16 protein-coding genes are annotated in these 17,950 nt (G+C 51.5%); 10 read left to right on the top strand and 6 right to left on the bottom strand.

Annotation, left to right across the window (positions count from 1 at the left end; genetic code table 11):
• Positions 1 to 37: 37 nt before the first annotated feature.
• A complete protein-coding gene (locus JOD20_RS23035) occupies positions 38 to 715 on the bottom strand; it encodes a class II aldolase/adducin family protein (RefSeq protein ID WP_204757529.1) in 678 nt (225 codons plus the stop codon).
• A 195-nt stretch (positions 716 to 910) separates the two neighbouring features.
• Between JOD20_RS23035 and JOD20_RS23030 the strand changes: the two genes are divergently transcribed.
• The 6 genes from JOD20_RS23030 (at position 911) to coaBC (ending at position 7,404) form a co-directional block, all read left to right on the top strand.
• Positions 911 to 1,474, top strand: a complete 564-nt coding sequence (locus JOD20_RS23030) for a hypothetical protein (protein ID WP_204757528.1) — start codon at positions 911 to 913, stop codon at positions 1,472 to 1,474.
• Between the two features lie 5 nt (positions 1,475 to 1,479).
• A complete protein-coding gene (locus tag JOD20_RS23025; protein ID WP_204757527.1) occupies positions 1,480 to 2,175 on the top strand; it encodes an STAS domain-containing protein in 696 nt (231 codons plus the stop codon).
• A 177-nt stretch (positions 2,176 to 2,352) separates the two neighbouring features.
• Positions 2,353 to 3,804, top strand: a complete 1,452-nt coding sequence (locus tag JOD20_RS23020) for an FAD-binding protein (protein ID WP_204757526.1) — start codon at positions 2,353 to 2,355, stop codon at positions 3,802 to 3,804.
• A gap of 398 nt (positions 3,805 to 4,202) precedes the next feature.
• Positions 4,203 to 4,364: a hypothetical protein gene (locus JOD20_RS23015; protein ID WP_160319538.1), complete on the top strand. Its 162-nt coding sequence runs from the start codon at positions 4,203 to 4,205 to the stop codon at positions 4,362 to 4,364.
• Positions 4,365 to 4,376: 12 nt separating this feature from the next.
• Positions 4,377 to 6,128, top strand: coding sequence for a M61 family metallopeptidase (locus tag JOD20_RS23010; protein ID WP_204757525.1), 1,752 nt, complete (start codon positions 4,377 to 4,379; stop codon positions 6,126 to 6,128).
• A 73-nt stretch (positions 6,129 to 6,201) separates the two neighbouring features.
• Positions 6,202 to 7,404, top strand: coding sequence for a bifunctional phosphopantothenoylcysteine decarboxylase/phosphopantothenate--cysteine ligase CoaBC (coaBC, locus tag JOD20_RS23005; protein ID WP_204757524.1), 1,203 nt, complete (start codon positions 6,202 to 6,204; stop codon positions 7,402 to 7,404).
• Between the two features lie 92 nt (positions 7,405 to 7,496).
• Here the strand turns inward: coaBC and JOD20_RS23000 are convergent, their stop codons facing one another.
• On the bottom strand, positions 7,497 to 9,209 hold the full coding sequence (locus JOD20_RS23000) for a proline--tRNA ligase (protein ID WP_204757523.1): 1,713 nt from the start codon (positions 9,207 to 9,209) through the stop codon (positions 7,497 to 7,499).
• A gap of 120 nt (positions 9,210 to 9,329) precedes the next feature.
• On the bottom strand, positions 9,330 to 10,820 hold the full coding sequence (locus JOD20_RS22995; protein ID WP_204757522.1) for a DUF4153 domain-containing protein: 1,491 nt from the start codon (positions 10,818 to 10,820) through the stop codon (positions 9,330 to 9,332).
• Positions 10,821 to 11,072: 252 nt separating this feature from the next.
• Between JOD20_RS22995 and JOD20_RS22990 the strand changes: the two genes are divergently transcribed.
• Entirely contained in the window at positions 11,073 to 11,495 is a 423-nt protein-coding gene (locus tag JOD20_RS22990) for a GNAT family N-acetyltransferase (RefSeq protein WP_204757521.1), read from the top strand.
• Between the two features lie 47 nt (positions 11,496 to 11,542).
• Here JOD20_RS22990 and JOD20_RS22985 read toward each other — a convergent pair whose 3' ends face one another.
• The gene (locus tag JOD20_RS22985; protein ID WP_204757520.1) at positions 11,543 to 12,622 is read right to left on the bottom strand and encodes a s-methyl-5-thioribose-1-phosphate isomerase; all 1,080 of its coding nucleotides are present in this window, start codon (positions 12,620 to 12,622) and stop codon (positions 11,543 to 11,545) included.
• Positions 12,623 to 12,733: 111 nt separating this feature from the next.
• On the opposite strand from JOD20_RS22985, the gene JOD20_RS22980 reads away from it, so the two are divergent.
• From JOD20_RS22980 to JOD20_RS22970, 3 genes are all read left to right on the top strand, one after another.
• Positions 12,734 to 13,342 (top strand): YdcF family protein, encoded by a 609-nt coding sequence (locus JOD20_RS22980; protein ID WP_204757519.1) that lies wholly within the window; start codon positions 12,734 to 12,736, stop codon positions 13,340 to 13,342.
• 79 nt (positions 13,343 to 13,421) lie between these two features.
• On the top strand, positions 13,422 to 14,312 hold the full coding sequence (locus JOD20_RS22975; RefSeq protein ID WP_204757518.1) for a hypothetical protein: 891 nt from the start codon (positions 13,422 to 13,424) through the stop codon (positions 14,310 to 14,312).
• Between the two features lie 121 nt (positions 14,313 to 14,433).
• Positions 14,434 to 16,416: an amidohydrolase family protein gene (locus JOD20_RS22970; RefSeq protein WP_204757517.1), complete on the top strand. Its 1,983-nt coding sequence runs from the start codon at positions 14,434 to 14,436 to the stop codon at positions 16,414 to 16,416.
• A gap of 63 nt (positions 16,417 to 16,479) precedes the next feature.
• Here JOD20_RS22970 and JOD20_RS22965 read toward each other — a convergent pair whose 3' ends face one another.
• Both JOD20_RS22965 and JOD20_RS22960 read right to left on the bottom strand, forming a co-directional pair.
• Positions 16,480 to 17,358 (bottom strand): LiaF transmembrane domain-containing protein, encoded by an 879-nt coding sequence (locus JOD20_RS22965; protein WP_204757516.1) that lies wholly within the window; start codon positions 17,356 to 17,358, stop codon positions 16,480 to 16,482.
• A gap of 14 nt (positions 17,359 to 17,372) precedes the next feature.
• On the bottom strand, positions 17,373 to 17,939 hold the full coding sequence (locus tag JOD20_RS22960; protein ID WP_204757515.1) for a PspC domain-containing protein: 567 nt from the start codon (positions 17,937 to 17,939) through the stop codon (positions 17,373 to 17,375).
• Positions 17,940 to 17,950: the final 11 nt, after the last annotated feature.

The following is a 17,950-nucleotide window of genomic DNA, read 5'->3' as shown; positions in this document are numbered from 1 at the left end:
TGCTTGGGGGCACGTGGGCTAGCCCACGAGGTTAGGCTTAGGGTAAGAGCGGCTCAGCCTTGGGGTTACCTCCGCGAGCACGCCGCACCGCCAAGAGATCGGCCACATGTTCAGCAGCTAAGGGGTACAAATGGCCCATGCTGAGGGCAGTGGAGATGATCGTGGCAGCTTGTTCGACTTGCTCCGTTCGATGGAAGGCTTTCGTTAAGCTGCTAGCAACGGTCAGCGAGCCATGATGATCCAACACCAACGCATCGTGATCGCGAATAAAAGGCTTGATCGCCTCGCCCAAGGCTGCCGTGCCAGTTCGGGCATAGGGCACAGTTGGAATTTTGCCCAAGGTCAGAATAATATCTTCTAATAATGGTTGGGTCAGTTCGATGCCAGCAATACTACAGGCAATCGTACGTGGTGGATGGGCGTGGACACAGGCGCGCACATCGGGGCGTTCAGCATACACCGCCAAATGCATCAACAATTCGCTTGATGGTAAGGGGGTCTGTGGGTCAAGCGGGACACCTTGACGATCGACGATAATTAAATCGGCTGGTTGGAGCAAGCCCTTGCAATACCCGGTTGGGGTGGTTAAAATTCGTTGTTCATCGAGCAAAACCGAATAATTGCCACTATATGAAGGAGTCCAGCCGCGTTCATAGAGCCAGCGGCCAATTTGCACCATTTCGTGGCGATAGTGCTGTTCTTGATCAAAATTCATCCGAAAAATCCCCTCAAAGGTGGATCAAAGCCTGCTATCTCACCTGATATGGCAGCGCAATCCTCACCCGTACTAGCCAAAAAATAGGAAAACATAACTAATAAAAGCCAAAAATTCAGTTCAGGAAATATTGCAAGAGCGCGTATAATGGCACTGTTCAGGCTTTGACCTCCATTGCAACTGAAAGGCACCCTAATGTATCGTTTTGAACGACATGCACCATTTGACCTGACTGCCTATGCTGACCCTGGTCAAGATCGGAGTGGCCCGCCATTAACGCAAGGTGGTATTTTCTTATTAATTTCGACGATTGCCTCCGAACATTGTACACCGGAGATGCTTGCTGTCTTGGACGAGATTGATCCGGATAAATGGTATCATGGGCAACTCCTAGAAACCATGCTCAACAGCTTTGAAGATCAAGATCAAGCCTTGGTGATCGATGTTGGCAAGAATATTTATTATTCGCTGGAAGCCCAATTTCGCGCGGTTGGCATCGAAAAGCCCGAAGACGTAATCACAACGATTCCGATGATTTGGCTCTACGCAACCCGTGGCAATGGTGGCGAATGGCGCAGCCGAATAACTGGCGACAAAACCGCAATCATCGAAATGGAACAACCGTATAATTGTATGTTTGAACAAGGGGCGATGCGTGGAGCACTTGAATGCTTCAATGCCCGCGATGTTCAAATTGACCATTCTAAGTGTATCCGCAATGGCGCTGCCTTTTGCGAGTTACATGTTTCTTGGAAATAACTTCTATGGACCAACCAGAGCGCCCAGAGCAACCTACAACTCCTGCATCGACCAACCAACCGCGGCTTTCGCGTGAAGATCGGGCGCTGATTCGCACGATTGGGAGTACCTTGCGCAAAGTTATTCAAGGCGAGGCCGCTGAACACCTCAACATTGATCGGCTTGACGAACTCGGAATCTTGGCCAATATGGTCAATCGGGTCAGCAAAGAACTAGCCATTTCACGCGAACAAGATCAAAAGCACTTGGCTGAGCTTGAGGCTCGGGTCGAGGAATTGAAGGCGGCCCGCGAAACTGAAGAGCGGCTGCTGTATACAATCGATGAAATTTCAACCCCGATTCTGAATATTTTTAGCAACGTGGTGTTGATGCCCTTAATCGGAGCCATCGATAGCAACCGTGCTCAACGAATGATCTCGCTCTTATTGGAGCACGTCGTGCGTACCCGATCTTCGGTCGTGATCTTGGATATTACGGCAGTTTCATTAATTGATACCCAAGTTGCAAATGTGCTGATTCGAGCAGCGCAATCGTGTAATTTGCTGGGAGCTGGCGTTATTTTATGTGGCATGACCCCTGATGTTGCCCAAGTGGTTGTAAGCCTTGGGATTGATCTTTCTATTTTTCAAACCTCCAGCGATTTGCAAGAAGCACTCTCGACAGCCATGCGTACCCTTAAGTACCGTATACAGCCTATGTAAAGCATAGACTATTGGCCTATTGAGCCTAGTACTATCATCATAATAGAATAGATGCAGTCAGGACAGATGCAAAAGCTGACGCGCAGATTCACGCCAAACACCTCATTCCAGCCCTTCGTCATAGCTATTAGGTGGTGAATTTGCGGTCAGTTTTTTTTACCGAAAACGAGGGACGTTATGACGCAACTTAGCCGCCGTACATTCTTGAAAAGTCTCGTTGCAGGTGCTGTGGTAGTCGGTTTTGATCGGGCTACCAGTTCGTGGGTCACTTCAACTCACGCCGCCGAGCAACTCGCGCCAAATTTCCCAACGTTCGATGGTGTGCTCTACACCGATACCGCAACTCGCGCCGAAGCTGCCGAAGATTATGGCCACATCATTCACCGCACGCCAAATGCGGTGTTAAAACCTGGCTCAACCAATGATATTGTCAAACTAGTGCGCTTCGCCAAAAATAACAACATCAAAATCTCAGGCCGTGGTCAAGGGCACTCAACCTATGGTCAACCCCAAATTCAAGGCGGGGTTGTGATTGATATGAGTACCTTAGATACGGTGCACGAAATTGGCCGCGATTATGTCATTGCCGACGCAGGCCTGAAATGGCACCAACTGCTTGATGCGACCTTAGCCCAAGGCCTTACCCCACCAGTCATGACCGATTATATCGAGCTGTCAATTGGCGGCACGTTGAGCGTCGGCGGGATCGGCGGGGCCAGCCATCAACACGGCGTGCAAATTGACAACGTGCTTGAATTGACCGTTGTCACTGGCGAAGGCAACTTAGAAACTTGTTCCAAAAACCGCAACAAAGATTTATTCGAATCGGTGCTTGGTGGCTTGGGCCAATTTGCCATTATCGTGCGCGCCAAGCTCAAATTGGTTCGCGCCGAAACCAGCGCTCGCGTCTTCAACCTGTTCTACGATGACATCGAAACCTTCACCGACGATCAAATTCGTTTGATTCGCGATGGTCGCTTTGAATATGTCGAAGGCCAAGTTGTGGCCAAAGCTGGCGGCGGCTGGAACTTTATGCTCGAAGCTGTTAGCTATTATTCAGCCAATAAATTGCCCAATAACAACCGCTTGCTGCGCAATTTGAACTACACCCAAGGCACGGAAGTTATTAGCGATACCAGCTACTTTGATTTCTTGAATCGCTTGGCTCCAACCGAGGCCTTCTTGCGCCAAATCGGTGCTTGGTTCTTGCCACACCCATGGTTGGATCTCTTCATCAAGAGCCGCCATGTCAACAACTTTGTTGGCAATATCTTGGAAACCTTGACCCTCGAAGATACTGGTCAAGGCCCAATTTTGCTCTATCCCGTCAAAACCAAACATTTCACCAAGCCATTCTTCCGCGTTCCCGATGGCGAAATTGTCTTCTTGTTTGATATTTTGCGCACCGCGCCAAACATCCCTGAAGTAATCAACGCAATGTTGGCCGACAACCGCGAGATGTTTGAAACCAACCGCGATCTCGGCGGCAATCGCTACGCAATTGGCGCAATCGAGTTTAGCCAAAACGATTGGAAACAACATTTTGGCGAGGTTTGGAACGACTTCCGCCGCGCCAAGAACCGCTACGATCCATGCAATATCCTTGGGGGTGGCCAAGGTATCTTCTAAAATAGCGAATCCAATCGTCCCAACGCCTATCGAGCATTTCGATAGGCGTTTTTGTTTGTTGCGATTTGGCTATGGGCTATGGGCTTGGCAATCAGGATCATTCCCTCACCCCCAGCCCCTCTCCTTTCAAGGGTAGGTTTTGAGCGATTGGGCGGCAGTGGGGCGATCCCTCACCCCCCAGCCCCCTCTCCCACTGAACGCGGGCGAGGGGAGCAGGCCATGGTTAACGAAATAAACCAGTACATCTCTGTTCTCTAGTTCTTACGCTTCATCCTTCATCCTTCACCCTTCACCCTTCATCCTTCATCCTTCATCCTTTATCCTTTGCCCTCACCCCTTTGTTGAATAGGTTTTTTAAGCTACACTGATAGCAACTCACTTTTAGAGGAGTGCTGCTCATGCGTCGTGAGGCTTTATTACTTGCACGGATCACTTGGTTTGCCGGGGTTTTGGGCTTGGTGATTGCGATTATCACCAAACACGACACCATGCTCACCACCGCTGGTCTCTTGATTGCCGGAAGCACGGTTGGCTATGCCGTTGCTGCTGATAAAGATTAAAGGAGTCTGCCTGTGTCTGTTGTCCTTGATTACACCCTCGCAATTCCTCAACCTGAACGCCATATCATCAACGTCACATTGCGGATTGAGGGTTTAACGGGTTCTGAAACGTCATTGCAATTGCCAGCATGGACACCAGGCTCGTATCTACTCCGTGAATATGCTCGCCATTTGCGCTTTGTCGAGGCCCATGCCGATGGCCAAGCGCTGCCAATCAGCAAAACTGATCGCTTAACTTGGCAGGTGCAAACCAATGGAGCCAGCGCCATCACCGTAACCTACCAAGTGTATGGTTATGAACTAACCGTGCGCACCAATCACGTCGATGCAACCCACGCTCACATCGTGCCAGCCGCCACCTTGCTTTATTTGCCCGATTATCAGGATTGTAGCTATCGCGTACAGCTGGAATTGCCGAGCCATTGGGAAATTGCTACCGGCTTGCCGCAATTGGCCGATGGCCGCTACGCCACCAACGATCTTGATGAATTGATGGATTGCCCGTTTGAGGTCGGCGAGTTGCGGCGCTATCGCTTTGAGGTGGCCGAAAAAGCTCACGAGGTGGTGGTTTGGGGCCATGGCAACGAGGATATTGAGCAAGTTTTGGCCGATACCAAGCAAATTGTCGAAACTGAACACGCCTTTTGGGGCGAGTTGCCATACGATTATTATTTGTTTATTGTGCTATTAGCTGGAGCTAACACGTATGGCGGCTTAGAGCATCGCAATTCAACTTCGTTGCTGCTGCCACGCCATGTTTTTAAGCCCAGCAAAACCTATGAACGCGCTCAAGGCCTGATTGCTCACGAATTTTTCCATACGTGGAATGTCAAGCGTTTGCGGGCTGCGCCACTTGGCCCCTTCGATTACACCCGCGAAAATTACACCCGCTTGTTGTGGGTGATGGAAGGCTTTACCGAGTACTACACCGATTTGATGTTGGTGCGGGCTGGCTTGATGACCCCGCAGCGCTATCTTGAACGCTTGGCTGATGATATTGCCACCTTGCAAGCCACACCTGGCCGCTTGGTGCATAGCCTCAGCAGTTCATCGTTCGACGCATGGATCAAATTCTATCGGCCAGATGAATCAACGCCCAACAGCACGGTTTCATATTATCTCAAGGGCGCGTTGGCAGCGCTGGTGCTCGATATGCAATTGCGCGAGCGTAGCAACGGCCAGCAATCGCTCGATGATTTGATTCGCTATCTGTATCAAAAATATCCCATCACAGGCCCGGGCATTCCCGAAGCCGATGGCATGCAGCAAGCACTGCAAGACCTAACAGGCAACGATTGGAGTGCTTACTTCGCCAACTATATCGATGGATTAAGCGAATTGCCCTATGCAGAAGCCTTTGCCACCGTTGGCATCAACGTGCAATGGAGCTACAAAGATCGTGATGCGCAAGGCAATCCACGGCCCCAACTTGGCATTCGCAGCAAGGCTGTCGATGGTCGGGTGCAAATTACCCATGTGCTCGATGGCGGCGATGCTGATCGAGCTGGTTTAGCGGCTGGCGATGAAATGATTGCGCTCGATGGCTGGCGCATCGATGACGATAGCTTGAACAAACGGCTCGCCGATTATCCGATTGGCGCAACCGTACAACTCAGTTTCTTCCGCCGCGATGAATTATTACACTTGCCCGTGAGCTTGAGCAAACCACAGCCCGATCACTTGAGCTTGAGTTTGGTCAGCCAACCAAGCGCAAGCCAACGCCAACAAGCAGCCTCGTGGCTCGGCACTCCTTTGTTCAAATAAGTTTGGCGGCTCTTATGGCCATTGTTGCTGTTTAAGCACAGCGCAGTGGCCATTGTTAATTGAGGTATTTGCTATGTCATTGGTTGATCGGCGGATTGTGCTAGGCGTAACTGGTGGCATTGCGGCCTATAAAGTGGTGCAATTGGCGCGCAATCTGAGCTTGGCCGGAGCGTTGGTCGATGTCGTGATGACCGAAGAAGCGACCAAGTTTGTCACGCCCTTGACCTTTGGCGCATTGACCCATCGCCCAGTTTATACCGATATGTGGCAGCTTTCCGAGGGAAGTGATATAGGCCATGTGACGATTGGCGATCGCGCCGATCTTATCATCATTGCCCCAGCCACCGCCAACACCATCGCGCGCCTCGCCATGGGCATGAGCGACGATATGCTGACGACCACGGTGCTGGCTTCGCGTGCGCCGATTTTGCTTGCTCCCGCCATGAATGTCAATATGTGGGCCAATGCCGCGACCCAAGCTAATGTTGCCACCTTGCAAAGCCGTGGCGTGCAGATTATTCCACCAACTGCTGGACGTATGGCCGAGCCAATGGTTGGAGTCGGCAGGCTCGCCGAAATCGAGCAAATTGAGGCTGAAATTCGCTTAGCGCTTGGCAAAAAGTTTGGGGCGTTGGCTGGCAAACGCTTGGTCATTAGCGCTGGTGGAACCCACGAGGCGATCGATCCAGTGCGCTTTATCGGCAATCGCTCGTCGGGTGCGATGGGCTTTGGCTTGGCCGCCGCCGCTCGTGATGCTGGCGCAGATGTGCGCTTGATTATCGGCGCAGCTAGTGCCACGCCGCCGCTTGGCACGCAGCACATCTATGCCGAAAGCGCCGCCACCATGCAAGCTGCAATCGAGCACGAAATTGATCAAGGCTGCGATATGCTAATTATGGCTGCCGCTGTGGCCGATTATCGCCCAGTCAGCGTAGCCGATAACAAAATCAAAAAAACTGAGCAAGGCGATCAATCGCTCACACTGCAATTAACCCATACCACCGATATTCTGGCCAGCCTCAAAGATCGCACTGGCTTTGTCAAAATTGGCTTTGCTGCCGAAACGCATGATCTTGAGCAGTATGCCCAAGCCAAGCTCACCCGCAAAGGGCTTGATGCAATCGTTGCCAACGATGCCCGCACCGCGCTCGGCGCAAGCGATAACGCCGTCACCGTGTTTCGCCGCGATGGCCAGCGCTGGGATTTCGCGCGCCAAGCCAAAACTGAGTTGGCACAACAATTAATCGCCTTATTTAGTAGTTTTTTGAGAAGATAAGGGTTAGGAGTTATGATCCACGAAGGACACGAAGAGCACAAAGTAGGGCTAAATAGTGCTTAGTGCTCTTCGTGCTCTTTGTGGATCAAAAATTAACTGAGGCTGGCAAACATTGCTTGGCGCACGCCCAAAACGTGGCTCAGCAGATCGGCCAAAGCAACCATGGTGGTTTCGCCAGTGCTACGAATTTTGACCTCTGCTTGGCCATTTTTCAGGCCACGCGAGCCAATGATGACCTGAATTGGATTGCCAATCAGATCAGCATCGCCAAACTTGTTGCCAGCATTCACATCGCGATCATCCAACAATACCGTCACGCCTTGGGCTTGCAAATCAGTATAAAGCTGATCAGCGACGCTCTTGGTTTCGGCGTTGCTTTGATAATCGGTGCCAACCACATGCACTTGATATGGCGCAACGGTGATTGGCAACATCATGCCGCGGGCATCGTTGAATTTCTCGATCAACGAGGCCAAAATCCGTTGCACACCGATGCCATAACAGCCCATGATTGCTGGCTGCATTTCGCCCTTTTCGTTGGCAAACATACATTTCATCGCTGCTGAATATTTGGTGCCAAGTTTGAAGATATTGCCAACTTCGATGGCACGGGCAATCGTCAATGGCGCACCACAGCGGCTACATGGCTGGCCTTCGAGCACATCGGTGAGGTCGACGACCTCGCCAGTAAAATCGCGCTCCCAATTCAAATTGAGATCGTAGTGGCCAGCTTTGCCAGCAGCAGCAACCAAATTACGTTCAGTCGTCAAGGCGCTATCAACCAAGATCCGCACCTTGTCGCTGGCCTTCAGGCTGCGGGGTGCAACGCTGGCAAAGCCACTCAAGCCATAGGTGGCAAGTTCGGCTTCGCTAACGTTTTGCAGCTCTGCTCCCACCGCATTTTGCAATTTGATATGGTTAATTTCGCGGCCTGCTGGTGTGTAGGTCACAACCAACACCCCGTCGGCGGTTTTATAGAGCTTAATTTGCATGACGCGGCTTGGCGCAACCCCAAAGTGGCCAGCCAAATCTTTGGTGCTAGCTTCGCCTTGGCTCAACGCTTCGAGCGCAGCCGTTGAAGTTGGGTTGGCTCCCACAGCCACTTCACGATTAGCCGAATAGCCACAGCTTGGACACAAGATCAGCGTATCTTCGCCAGCTGGCGTAACTGCCATAAATTCGTGGGCAATCTTGCCGCCCATCATGCCAGGGTCAGATTGCACAATTTCAACTGGCAAGCCACAGCGCTGATAAATGCGCTTGTAGGCGTTCAACACTTGCTCATAATATTGGTCGAGATCTTCGATCGTAGCGTGGAAGGAATAGGCATCCTTCATCGTAAACTCGCGCAACCGAATAATCCCGCCGCGTGGCCGTGCTTCGTCACGATATTTGGTCTGAATCTGATAGACCATCACGGGCATTTGGCGATACGATTTGATGTAGCGGCGCATGATGTCGGTGACCACTTCTTCGTGGGTCATGTTCAACACCATATCTTTGTTGTTGCGATCTTTGAAGCGCAGCAATTCTTCGGTTACGCCGTCGTAGCGGCCAGTTTCACGCCACAAATCGGCGCTGGTAACGACGGGCATCAACAACTCCTGGCCATCAATCGCATCCATCTCTTCGCGAATAATTTGGGAAATTTTTTGGGTCGAACGCACACACAAGGGCAGCAACGAGTAGATGCCTGCTGATTGTTGCTTGACGTAGCCAGCCCGCACCAACAGCGAGTGACTAATTAATTCGGCATCATTTGGTGCTTCTTTGGTGGTACTCGTTGCCAGTTTCGACATTCGCATACGAATTAGTTCTCCATTTTGGTGCTGCTGGCAACAATTGCCAGAGTGCGCTGATTGCATGGTGCTTCGCGGTTGGGCGATAGCGAGGGCAATTGTACCACTTACCACCAGCACCCACGATCACATTGAGCGATCAATTGGACAACTGATTTGGGTCAAGTTCTGCGCATTTCGGCGCACAAGCTCCCGCGCTTTGTTGCGGCTCAAATTGGTACTGCGCCAATCAGCATCAGTTTCGTCAGGATTATTCCAAGCGCCTAAAAGTTGGGTCGCAATTTGGCAGCTTTGCTCAGCAGGCAAGCTTGGCAGCACATCGATAATTGCGGGCACTGCATCAGCATCATCAGCCAAACTACCAATATAATAGCCATCAAAGCTGGCAACTCCACGATGGCTAGCGTTATAGCGCACAATGTAGTTGCTTGGATTCAGCATAAGCAAGCCAATTAGCACAAGCATCGCCGCAACCAACGCGCCATTGGCAAAATATTGACCGTGCTGACGCAACACAGTTGCCACAAACCACAGCGCTACCAGCACAATCCAAATCATCAGCGCCGTCGCTTGAATCCGCGATTCGGTCAAACCATAGGCATCGATGTACAAGAGCATGCGCGAAACCGCCGAAGCCAAGACAATCCCAACTTGCACCAACAACACCAGCGCCAAAACCCGAAATAGCGGTTGGGCTTCAGCCCGTTGTTCGATCAGCCAACCGCCAAGCAGCAGCGTTGGCAAGACCAACAATGCCACCGTTACCAGCTCAAAAAAGCCGCGTCGCGCATAATCAGCATAGGTAATGCCTTCGGCAATTTGCTGCTCGCCGCCAAACAGATAGCGAATTTGAATGATTACAAACAAGCCAAACAGCGCATTCAGCAAGCCCAAAATAATCCCAACTTCAACTTTGCCAAGATTGAGCAAACTTGGCCGTTCACTAAACGAAATATCAGGTTTTGGCGAGGCAAATAAAATCCAGCCACAGCCAAGAATCGCCCACGTGGCAAACAGCACCACAAACACATGCTCAAACAGCCAATCCAAATTCCAATTAAACAAATCGGCAAAGATATTTTCAAATACTGCATCAGCCGAGGCAAATAAGCCGCCAAAAATACACAATAACGGCAAGGCCAATCCCAAGCCAATCAGAATTGGCCGCAATTTGGCGCTGGTACCAGTACCACCTCGCAACGGAAGATTCAGCGCTGCGCCAAAGCTGGCAAATGCCGCTCCCAAACCAGCGACCACGCCCGAAACAATCCAGCCGCGAATTGAGTCCAATTGCCAAGCGGCGCGATAGGGCTGGGTAAAAATCAACATCCACGCCAACACCCAGCACAAGCCCAGCCAAACCAATAGTGCTTCATTATCGCGGACGAAAAAGCCCAAACTGGCCAGATTGGCGATGCCCAGCCAAAGCCAGGTTTCTTTGGCCAAAGGCTGAGCCTGCTTGAAGCCAAGGCCAATAATCGCCGCGCTGGCGAGCAACGTCCAGAGGCCGAAATTAATTCCCCACGCTTGGTGAAACAAGCCTAGCAAATCGGCAATTAATCCTAAACCAAATGCAACTGGTAAAAGCGCCAGCGCAATTCGTTGTTGGCGTGACATACAGTTTCCTCGCAATGAATCGAACCCGTGTGTTTGGATTGTAGTTGCCTGGGCTAGCACCCAAGTGCCAGATTATCTGCACTCAAGTGCGATGCAATGTACCCTCTCCAGCAAGCGTTTTCATCACGGAGTGCAGCAGAATCACGGCATGAAAGCCCTCGCTCGTTCGACGGGAGAGGGGTTGGGGTGAGGGGAATTCGTGGCGCAAAAACCTGCGATAATAGCCCCAATTGTGCTATTGTGGAGAAACCTATGCAGATCAAACAGATTGAAAGTGCCGCCGAGATTGCCAGCACCTTTGCAGTTATGCAGCAGTTACGCCCGGCCTTAGTTGAGGCAGAATATGTTGCCCGCATTCAACGCATGCAACAGCATGGCTATCACTTGGCAGCTGTGGTGGTGGCTGGCGAAGTTCAAGCGCTGGCAGGCTATCGTTTTATTGAGATGTTGTATGCTGGAATGTTGTTATATGTCGATGACCTCATCACATCAGCCAGCCAACGCTCAAGCGGCCATGGCAAGGCGTTGTTGGATTGGCTCAAAGCTGAAGCCAAAGCCCAAGGTTGCAACGAACTGCATCTTGATAGTGGTGTACAACGCGAGCAAGCGCATAAATTTTATTTTCGCGAAGGCCTGACGATCAACGCCTATCACTTTCGGATTGCCCTCGATTAACCAAAAAGCCCAGTGCGGAGTTTTGCGCTTCGCACTGGGCTAATTATTTATCCCAACAATGGAATAACGTCTAACGGAGCATCGCTGCTATCATCCAAATAGCGTTCAATCATGGCTGGGCGATAAATTCCGCGATCAGTCACAATACTGCTAATCAATTCTGGCGGCGTAACATCAAAGGCTGGATAATAGCCACGCACGCCTGCTGGAGCGATGCGCTGGCCATTCATCATCAACACTTCATCGCCATTACGTTCCTCAATTGGAATCTCAGCACCGGTTGGTGTGTTAATATCGGGGCCATCGTAGCCCAGCACATAAAACGGCACGCCATGGCGTTTGGCTAACACAGCATTGGTATAGGTACCAACTTTATTGGCAATCGAGCCATCGAGCGCAATCCGATCAGCAGCGGTGATATAGACGCTAATCATATCGCGGCTCAAGCAAAAACCCGACATATTATCGTTAATCACTGTCACCTGCGAGCCAATTTCCAAAGCTTGCGAGGCGGTCAAGCGAATGCCTTGGCCATATGGGCGAGTTTCGGTTGGCATCACCGCCACTTGTTTGCCCTGTTTCACCACAGCCGTGTAGAGCATCCAATTGAATGCAGCGCCAGGATAGCACACCGTCAAAATAGTATCGCCATCGGTCAGCAACTCAGCAGCGCGCACGCCACAGCGCTCCGCCGAACGGTCGCCACGTTGAATTTCGCCAGCAACATAGCGATAAACTACGTCGTTTGGCGCTTTATTTTGATTAAGTGCCTGCAAGGCCAAGCGTTCTGCTTCGGCCAAAATGGTGTGCAAATCGTCGGCAGTTGGGCGAGTGCGGCGCAAACGCTCCAGCGCTTGACCTAAAACCGCTTGTTGCTCAGCCAACGAATAGTCACTAGCGCGATCGAGCGCCAAGGCCAAACCATAGCCAGCAGCGTAGGCCAAGGGCGGGCCGCCCTGAATCACCATCGTTTCAATTGCTTGCGCTACGGCTTCAAGATCGGCGCAATCGACCCAAACAGTTTCGGCAGGATACAAACGGCGATTTAATATGGAAACAATGCTTTTTTCGCGGTCGTAGCGCAAGGTATCGCCACGGCGGGTCAGCAAAGGTAAACGTCCAGTCATCGGCAACCTCATATTTCGTTGATGCTAAAATTGTAGCAGAGATTGCACGCCAACTCGCGTGAGCGTGGTAGTATAGGGCCAAAATCAGCAAGCATAGGGCAAAGGATCGCAATGCAATCACCAGCAAAACAATGGCTCCGCCGCAGCCTTCGTGGGCTATTCGCCAGCATCTGTTTGGCAACTGTGCTATTTATCAGCACTGGCTATATTGTGGCGCGCCAAGCTGACCGAGCAGAATTGCGCCCAGTTGATGCTTTGTTGGTGCTCGGCGCAGCCCAGTGGGATGGCGAGCCGTCGCCAGTGCTCGAAGCCCGTTTGAGCGAAGCAATTCGGCTGTATCGCTTGGGCTATGCCCGCCGCATCATCGTTTCTGGCGGCACTGGCCTCAACGACACCCGCTCGGAAGCCTCGGTAGCCTATGATTTTTTGATTGAGCAATCGATCGATCCAACCTTGATCATCAGCGTGGCCCAAGGCAGCGACACTCGCACCACCTTGTTGGCAGTGCGCGATGAAATGCAGCGCCAGCAAATCGATAGCTTGTTGATTGTGACCGACCCGCCACACATGTTGCGCGCGCTCAAAATGGCTCACGACTATGGCATTACCAGCTTTGGTGCGCCCGTCAAGGCCAATACACCAACTACGAATTGGGCTAGTATCAAAGCTACCAGCCGCGAAACATTGGCCTACTTAGCCTATGTACTCTTAGACCAATAAGATCGTGACTTTTGGCATACCAAAACGTGAGCATCCGTGCGTCAAAGTCAGCGTATGTGCTTTCAGAGGAGGCCACGCGATGATGACAGTACACTCTTTGCCCACCGCCATCCAAGCTGTTTACCATAGCTTGATCGACCACCCCCGTTGGCACACCTTCGGCAAACAAACCTGCGGTTCATGGCGCGATTTATTATTAATCGAGTCGGTTGTTCGCTATCCCCGTCAAACCTTGCACGGTTATGTCAATTACCTCCATTATTACACCCCGTTGATTGTTGCAAGTGTGCTCGAAAAGGCCTTGCAGCAAGGGTGGCTCGTGCTTGATCATGGCAAATACGAGCCTGGGCCGCGCTATCCCAGCTATTTGCTCGAACGCGCCGATTTAATCCAAGAATTATTGAATCTTTGGCCAACTGCCGCTGCCCAAGCTGTCGCCGAATATGGCGAACGCTTATGTGCCACGATTCCTGCTCAAGCCTGCCTTGACCATCTTCTGTATGCCTATGGCCCACGCCCCAGCGCCAACAAAGCAGCAACCTTTGAAGAACGGGCGTTGTTGGTTTGCACGGCGCTGAGCAACTATCGCGCCGATGCCAAGGCCTTGGCATGGCATGCCTGTGGCATTAGCCCAGCCCAAGGCATCATTTTGCGCACAATTATCAAACAGCATAGCCCAATTTCGCGCTGCAATTTGCTGATCGCGGTCGATCCCTATTTGGGCATCTGCGCCGAAAGCGCCATCGAAGCCCTGTTGGCCCAACAATGGATCACCCGTGACGATCGTGGTTTGCGCCTAACTGCCACTGGTTGGGGCTATTGGCATGCTGGACGCAGCGCCTTGCGCCAACGCATCGCCCAACTCTATGGCGTGCTGAATTATCAAGAAACCCAAGAGTTTATTATGGGCGCACAAACTCTGGTTAACACAACCAAATATGTCTTTGCTCAACATTTAGCACTGGCTTGATCCACATTTAACCAAAACCGTGGTACAATGACCTGAATACCTCCCGCCAGACGGGACTCAAATTTGCCATCTAAGGCACAAGCGATGATGCTTGTGCTTTTGTGCAACATAAGGAGGCCAAATGGCTTTAGAACAAATTGATACCCTGCTGCTTAATGGCATCGTCGTAACAATGGACGCAGCAGGAACGATCATTCGTGATGGTGGGGTGGCAATTCAGGCTGGTGCGATCGTTGCGGTTGGGTCAAGCAGCGAATTACGCGAGCGCTATACCGCCAATCAAACGATCGACTGTACCAATCATGCCATTGTGCCTGGCTTAATCAATGGCCATGCTCACGTTCCAATGAGCTTGTTGCGCGGCATCGTCGCCGATCAACAGCTGGATGTGTGGCTCTATGGGTATATGTTTCCGGTCGAAAGTCGCTTTGTCAACCCCGAATTCGTCTACCATGGCACGCGCCTCTCGTGTGCCGAAATGATCAAAGGCGGCATTACTAGCTTCGTCGATATGTATTTCTTCGAGGAAGAAGTTGCCCGCGCCGCCGACCAAGCAGGCATGCGCGCCATCTGTGGCCAAACCGTGATGAAATGGCCAACTCCTGACGCAGCCTCCTACGATGAAGGTTTAGAGCGCACTCGGCGCTTTTTTGAGCAATGGAAAGATCATGGGCGTGTGATTCCGGCGATTGCCCCACACGCACCCTACACCTGTAATAGCACCATCTATCGCGCTGCCGCCGATTTGGCCCGCGAATTCGATGTGCCGTTGGTAACTCACCTCAGCGAAACCGCTCGCGAAGTTGAAGAAGCTCGCCAGTTGGTCGATAAATCGCCAATCGCCTATGTTGCCGATTTGGATGCTTTCACAGGCAAAGGGATTGCAGCCCACTGTGTGCACATCGACAAACGCGATATGCAATTGCTCAAAAAACATAACGCTGGCGCAGTGCCCTGCCCAACCAGCAACCTCAAACTGGCCAGCGGCGTGGCCAAGTATAGCGAAATGCTCCAAGCTGGGGTGAATGTTGGGCTTGGCACCGACGGCCCCGCCTCCAATGATGACCAAGATTTGTGGATGGAAGTTCATTTGGCGGCAATTTTGCCCAAAGGTGTGACTGGCGACCCAACCGTGGTCACCGCCAAACAAGTCTTTGCCATGGCTACCAGCATGGGAGCCAAAGCAGTGCACCTTGAGCATTTGGTCGGCAGCCTTGAAGTTGGCAAACGCGCCGATGTTACCATTGTTGAGCTTGGCGGATTACACGTTGTGCCAGCCCCAGCCTACAACTACAGCAACGATTCAATCTACAATCACTTGGTCTACTCAGTCCGATCAGGCGATGTGCGCCACGTGTTGATCGATGGCGCGTGGGTGATGCAAGATCGCCAATTATTGACCCTTGATGAAAACGAAGTGCGGGTCAATGCCATGCGCATCGCCGAAACCATCAATCAATTCCTCAGCCAACGCGAAGTCAATCTATTGGATAAAATTTTGGCCATCGGCGGAGTCAAGCAGGCCGAAATCTTCGAAGTTCAAGTCAAAGCGCGCTTGGAAGATGCCAGTGGTGTCGAAGCCTTGCTGGCCTCGCATGCGGTTCAAATTACCAAAGCCAGCGAACGCAAGCAATACGATACCTATCTGCTCTTCGATGATGCAACCCGTGGCCGCATTCGCTACCGTGAAGATCATCGGGTTGATGGCTCGCGGATTGAGCCAAAATATAACTTGACCTTGACGATGCCCAACGAACGCGAAGATTTGCCCTCGGCAGTGTTGCTTTCCCGCGCTCGCTACACCGCCCCAGCTGATCGCTCGTTGCGCTTCTATCGCGAATATTTCTCGCCCGACCATGTGCTTGAAGTCGAAAAATATCGTCGCCGCTGGCGGATTATGTATGGCGAGGTTGATTTTGCGGTCAACATCGACATGATCACCAGTGGCCCAGCCAAAGGCACCTATTTGGAAATCAAGAGCCGCACCTGGTCGGCTCGCGACGCTGAAAGCAAAACCCAAATTATCAGTGAATTGCTGCAATTGGCCGGAGTCAGCGCCGATCAAATTATCAAACAAGAGTACGTCGAATTAGCTCAAGCCTAAATCAAAACCCCGCAGCCATGAGCTTCATGGCTGCGGGCTTGATTCGTTCGGTTGGCACGCAGGCTATTTGATGTTGATGCTCGAAGCCGAGCCAGAAAGATAAATATCTAAGCGATAGGTTTCGTCGCTCTCTTCCCAACCTGGGCTGCTATACAGATCATCATCAATCAATTGAATATCCAAGCTTTGGTCGAGGTTGAAGGCCGTAGCCGTATCATCGCGATGAATTCGCACCGGAACGCCAAGCGGCAAGGTCAGGTCTAAAGTCGTGGCATCGATATTAAAATGATACTCCCCGCGCTCAGCCAAGGAAATCGTTGCCGTGCCAGCCTGCAATTTTGCATCAATTTTGCCAATTTGCAACGACGTTAAATCAGCGTTTAAGCTTACATCGCGCAAATCCCAATCGAAATCAACCGCATGATTCATCGAGACCAAAATTGTTTGATCTGATCGATTGGTACCTAATGGGCTATCTTGGCCTAAGACAATCGTTATTTGATCGCTGTCTGGTTGCAATTCGCGCACATTGATATTACTTGCTTGAACAATTCCAGCGATCGACGCTTGGCCATCGAGCATTTCTGGCTTAATTGTCAGCGTGCTGGTGCGTTCCTTCACGATAATATGCGCCGTTTCGGGCATTGTTGCGCCTTGAGGGTAGCTAATAGCGTAATTTGGCTCGTTGTAGGTAAGCCCATAAACGCCCATAATTGCCAACACCAGCAGCGCCAAACCAAGCCCCAACTTCGGGCGATTGCGCACCAACAACAAATCAAGGCCAGCCCCGATCAACAAGACTGGCCAAAACTGTTCAAGGATGTCGAACAAACTGGCCTCAAACACATCGATTGCTGAAAGCGCGCCCAGCAAACCGAGGCCAATCAGCAGACAGGGCCAGAATAATGAACGGCGCGGTGTTTGCTCCGTTACAGTTGTCATCGCAAACCCCTCTCTTATCCGCGCCGACGAAACAGCATGATCCCTAAACCAATCAAGAGCAATGGTGTAATGAATTCGGCAGCGCCGCCAAATTTATCGATCATCGTAATCATGCCGAATGCCAGCAGCAACAAACCAAGAACATGCTTGTTGTTGCGGGTTGAACGGGGCGCTGGCGTTGGAGCTGGCGCTGGTTGTTGGCCTTGGATAAATGGCGGCATATATTGGTCTGGCCGCACTTGGACGGTTGTGCCAGTATAGGCCTCTGGTTGCTCAGCGATTGGCTGGCCCGTAAATGGGTCATAGCGATACGGCGGGCGGGCAGCGTTGATTGGTTGCTGTGGTGGTGGCACAACGCCCGCTTGCTGGTGTGGCATAAAAGGTGGTGGCATAGCCCCAGGTTTTTCGCTTGGCATAATTAACCACAATACAGGATAAATAAAGAAACTTAAGCCTGTAAAGATGAGTAAAATCATGACTAAACGCACCAGCGTTGAATCAATTTCAAAATAAGCACCTAACCCTCCACATACGCCAGCAAGCTTGCGGTCGTAGTAGGAGCGCAATAACCGTGGTTGCATTGTTTGCCTCC

This window comes from Herpetosiphon giganteus (assembly GCF_016907925.1).
Taxonomy (GTDB): Bacteria; Chloroflexota; Chloroflexia; order Chloroflexales; family Herpetosiphonaceae; genus Herpetosiphon; species Herpetosiphon giganteus.
The sequence above is the reverse complement of the archived record's forward strand: the minus strand, read 5'-3'. Positions and strand labels throughout refer to the sequence as shown.

Excerpts from the sequence above, each read along its gene's own strand:
- JOD20_RS22970 (WP_204757517.1), top strand. The coding sequence starts at position 14,434 with ATGGCTTTAGAACAAATTGATACCCTGCTGCTTAATGGCATCGTCGTA.
- JOD20_RS22960 (WP_204757515.1), bottom strand. The coding sequence starts at position 17,939 with ATGCAACCACGGTTATTGCGCTCCTACTACGACCGCAAGCTTGCTGGC.
- JOD20_RS23000 (WP_204757523.1), bottom strand. The coding sequence starts at position 9,209 with ATGCGAATGTCGAAACTGGCAACGAGTACCACCAAAGAAGCACCAAAT.
- coaBC (WP_204757524.1), top strand. The coding sequence starts at position 6,202 with ATGTCATTGGTTGATCGGCGGATTGTGCTAGGCGTAACTGGTGGCATT.
- JOD20_RS22975 (WP_204757518.1), top strand. The coding sequence starts at position 13,422 with ATGATGACAGTACACTCTTTGCCCACCGCCATCCAAGCTGTTTACCAT.
- JOD20_RS23015 (WP_160319538.1), top strand. The coding sequence starts at position 4,203 with ATGCGTCGTGAGGCTTTATTACTTGCACGGATCACTTGGTTTGCCGGG.
- JOD20_RS23025 (WP_204757527.1), top strand. The coding sequence starts at position 1,480 with ATGGACCAACCAGAGCGCCCAGAGCAACCTACAACTCCTGCATCGACC.
- JOD20_RS22980 (WP_204757519.1), top strand. The coding sequence starts at position 12,734 with ATGCAATCACCAGCAAAACAATGGCTCCGCCGCAGCCTTCGTGGGCTA.
- JOD20_RS22965 (WP_204757516.1), bottom strand. The coding sequence starts at position 17,358 with ATGACAACTGTAACGGAGCAAACACCGCGCCGTTCATTATTCTGGCCC.
- JOD20_RS23020 (WP_204757526.1), top strand. The coding sequence starts at position 2,353 with ATGACGCAACTTAGCCGCCGTACATTCTTGAAAAGTCTCGTTGCAGGT.
- JOD20_RS22995 (WP_204757522.1), bottom strand. The coding sequence starts at position 10,820 with ATGTCACGCCAACAACGAATTGCGCTGGCGCTTTTACCAGTTGCATTT.
- JOD20_RS22990 (WP_204757521.1), top strand. The coding sequence starts at position 11,073 with ATGCAGATCAAACAGATTGAAAGTGCCGCCGAGATTGCCAGCACCTTT.
- JOD20_RS22985 (WP_204757520.1), bottom strand. The coding sequence starts at position 12,622 with ATGACTGGACGTTTACCTTTGCTGACCCGCCGTGGCGATACCTTGCGC.
- JOD20_RS23035 (WP_204757529.1), bottom strand. The coding sequence starts at position 715 with ATGAATTTTGATCAAGAACAGCACTATCGCCACGAAATGGTGCAAATT.
- JOD20_RS23030 (WP_204757528.1), top strand. The coding sequence starts at position 911 with ATGTATCGTTTTGAACGACATGCACCATTTGACCTGACTGCCTATGCT.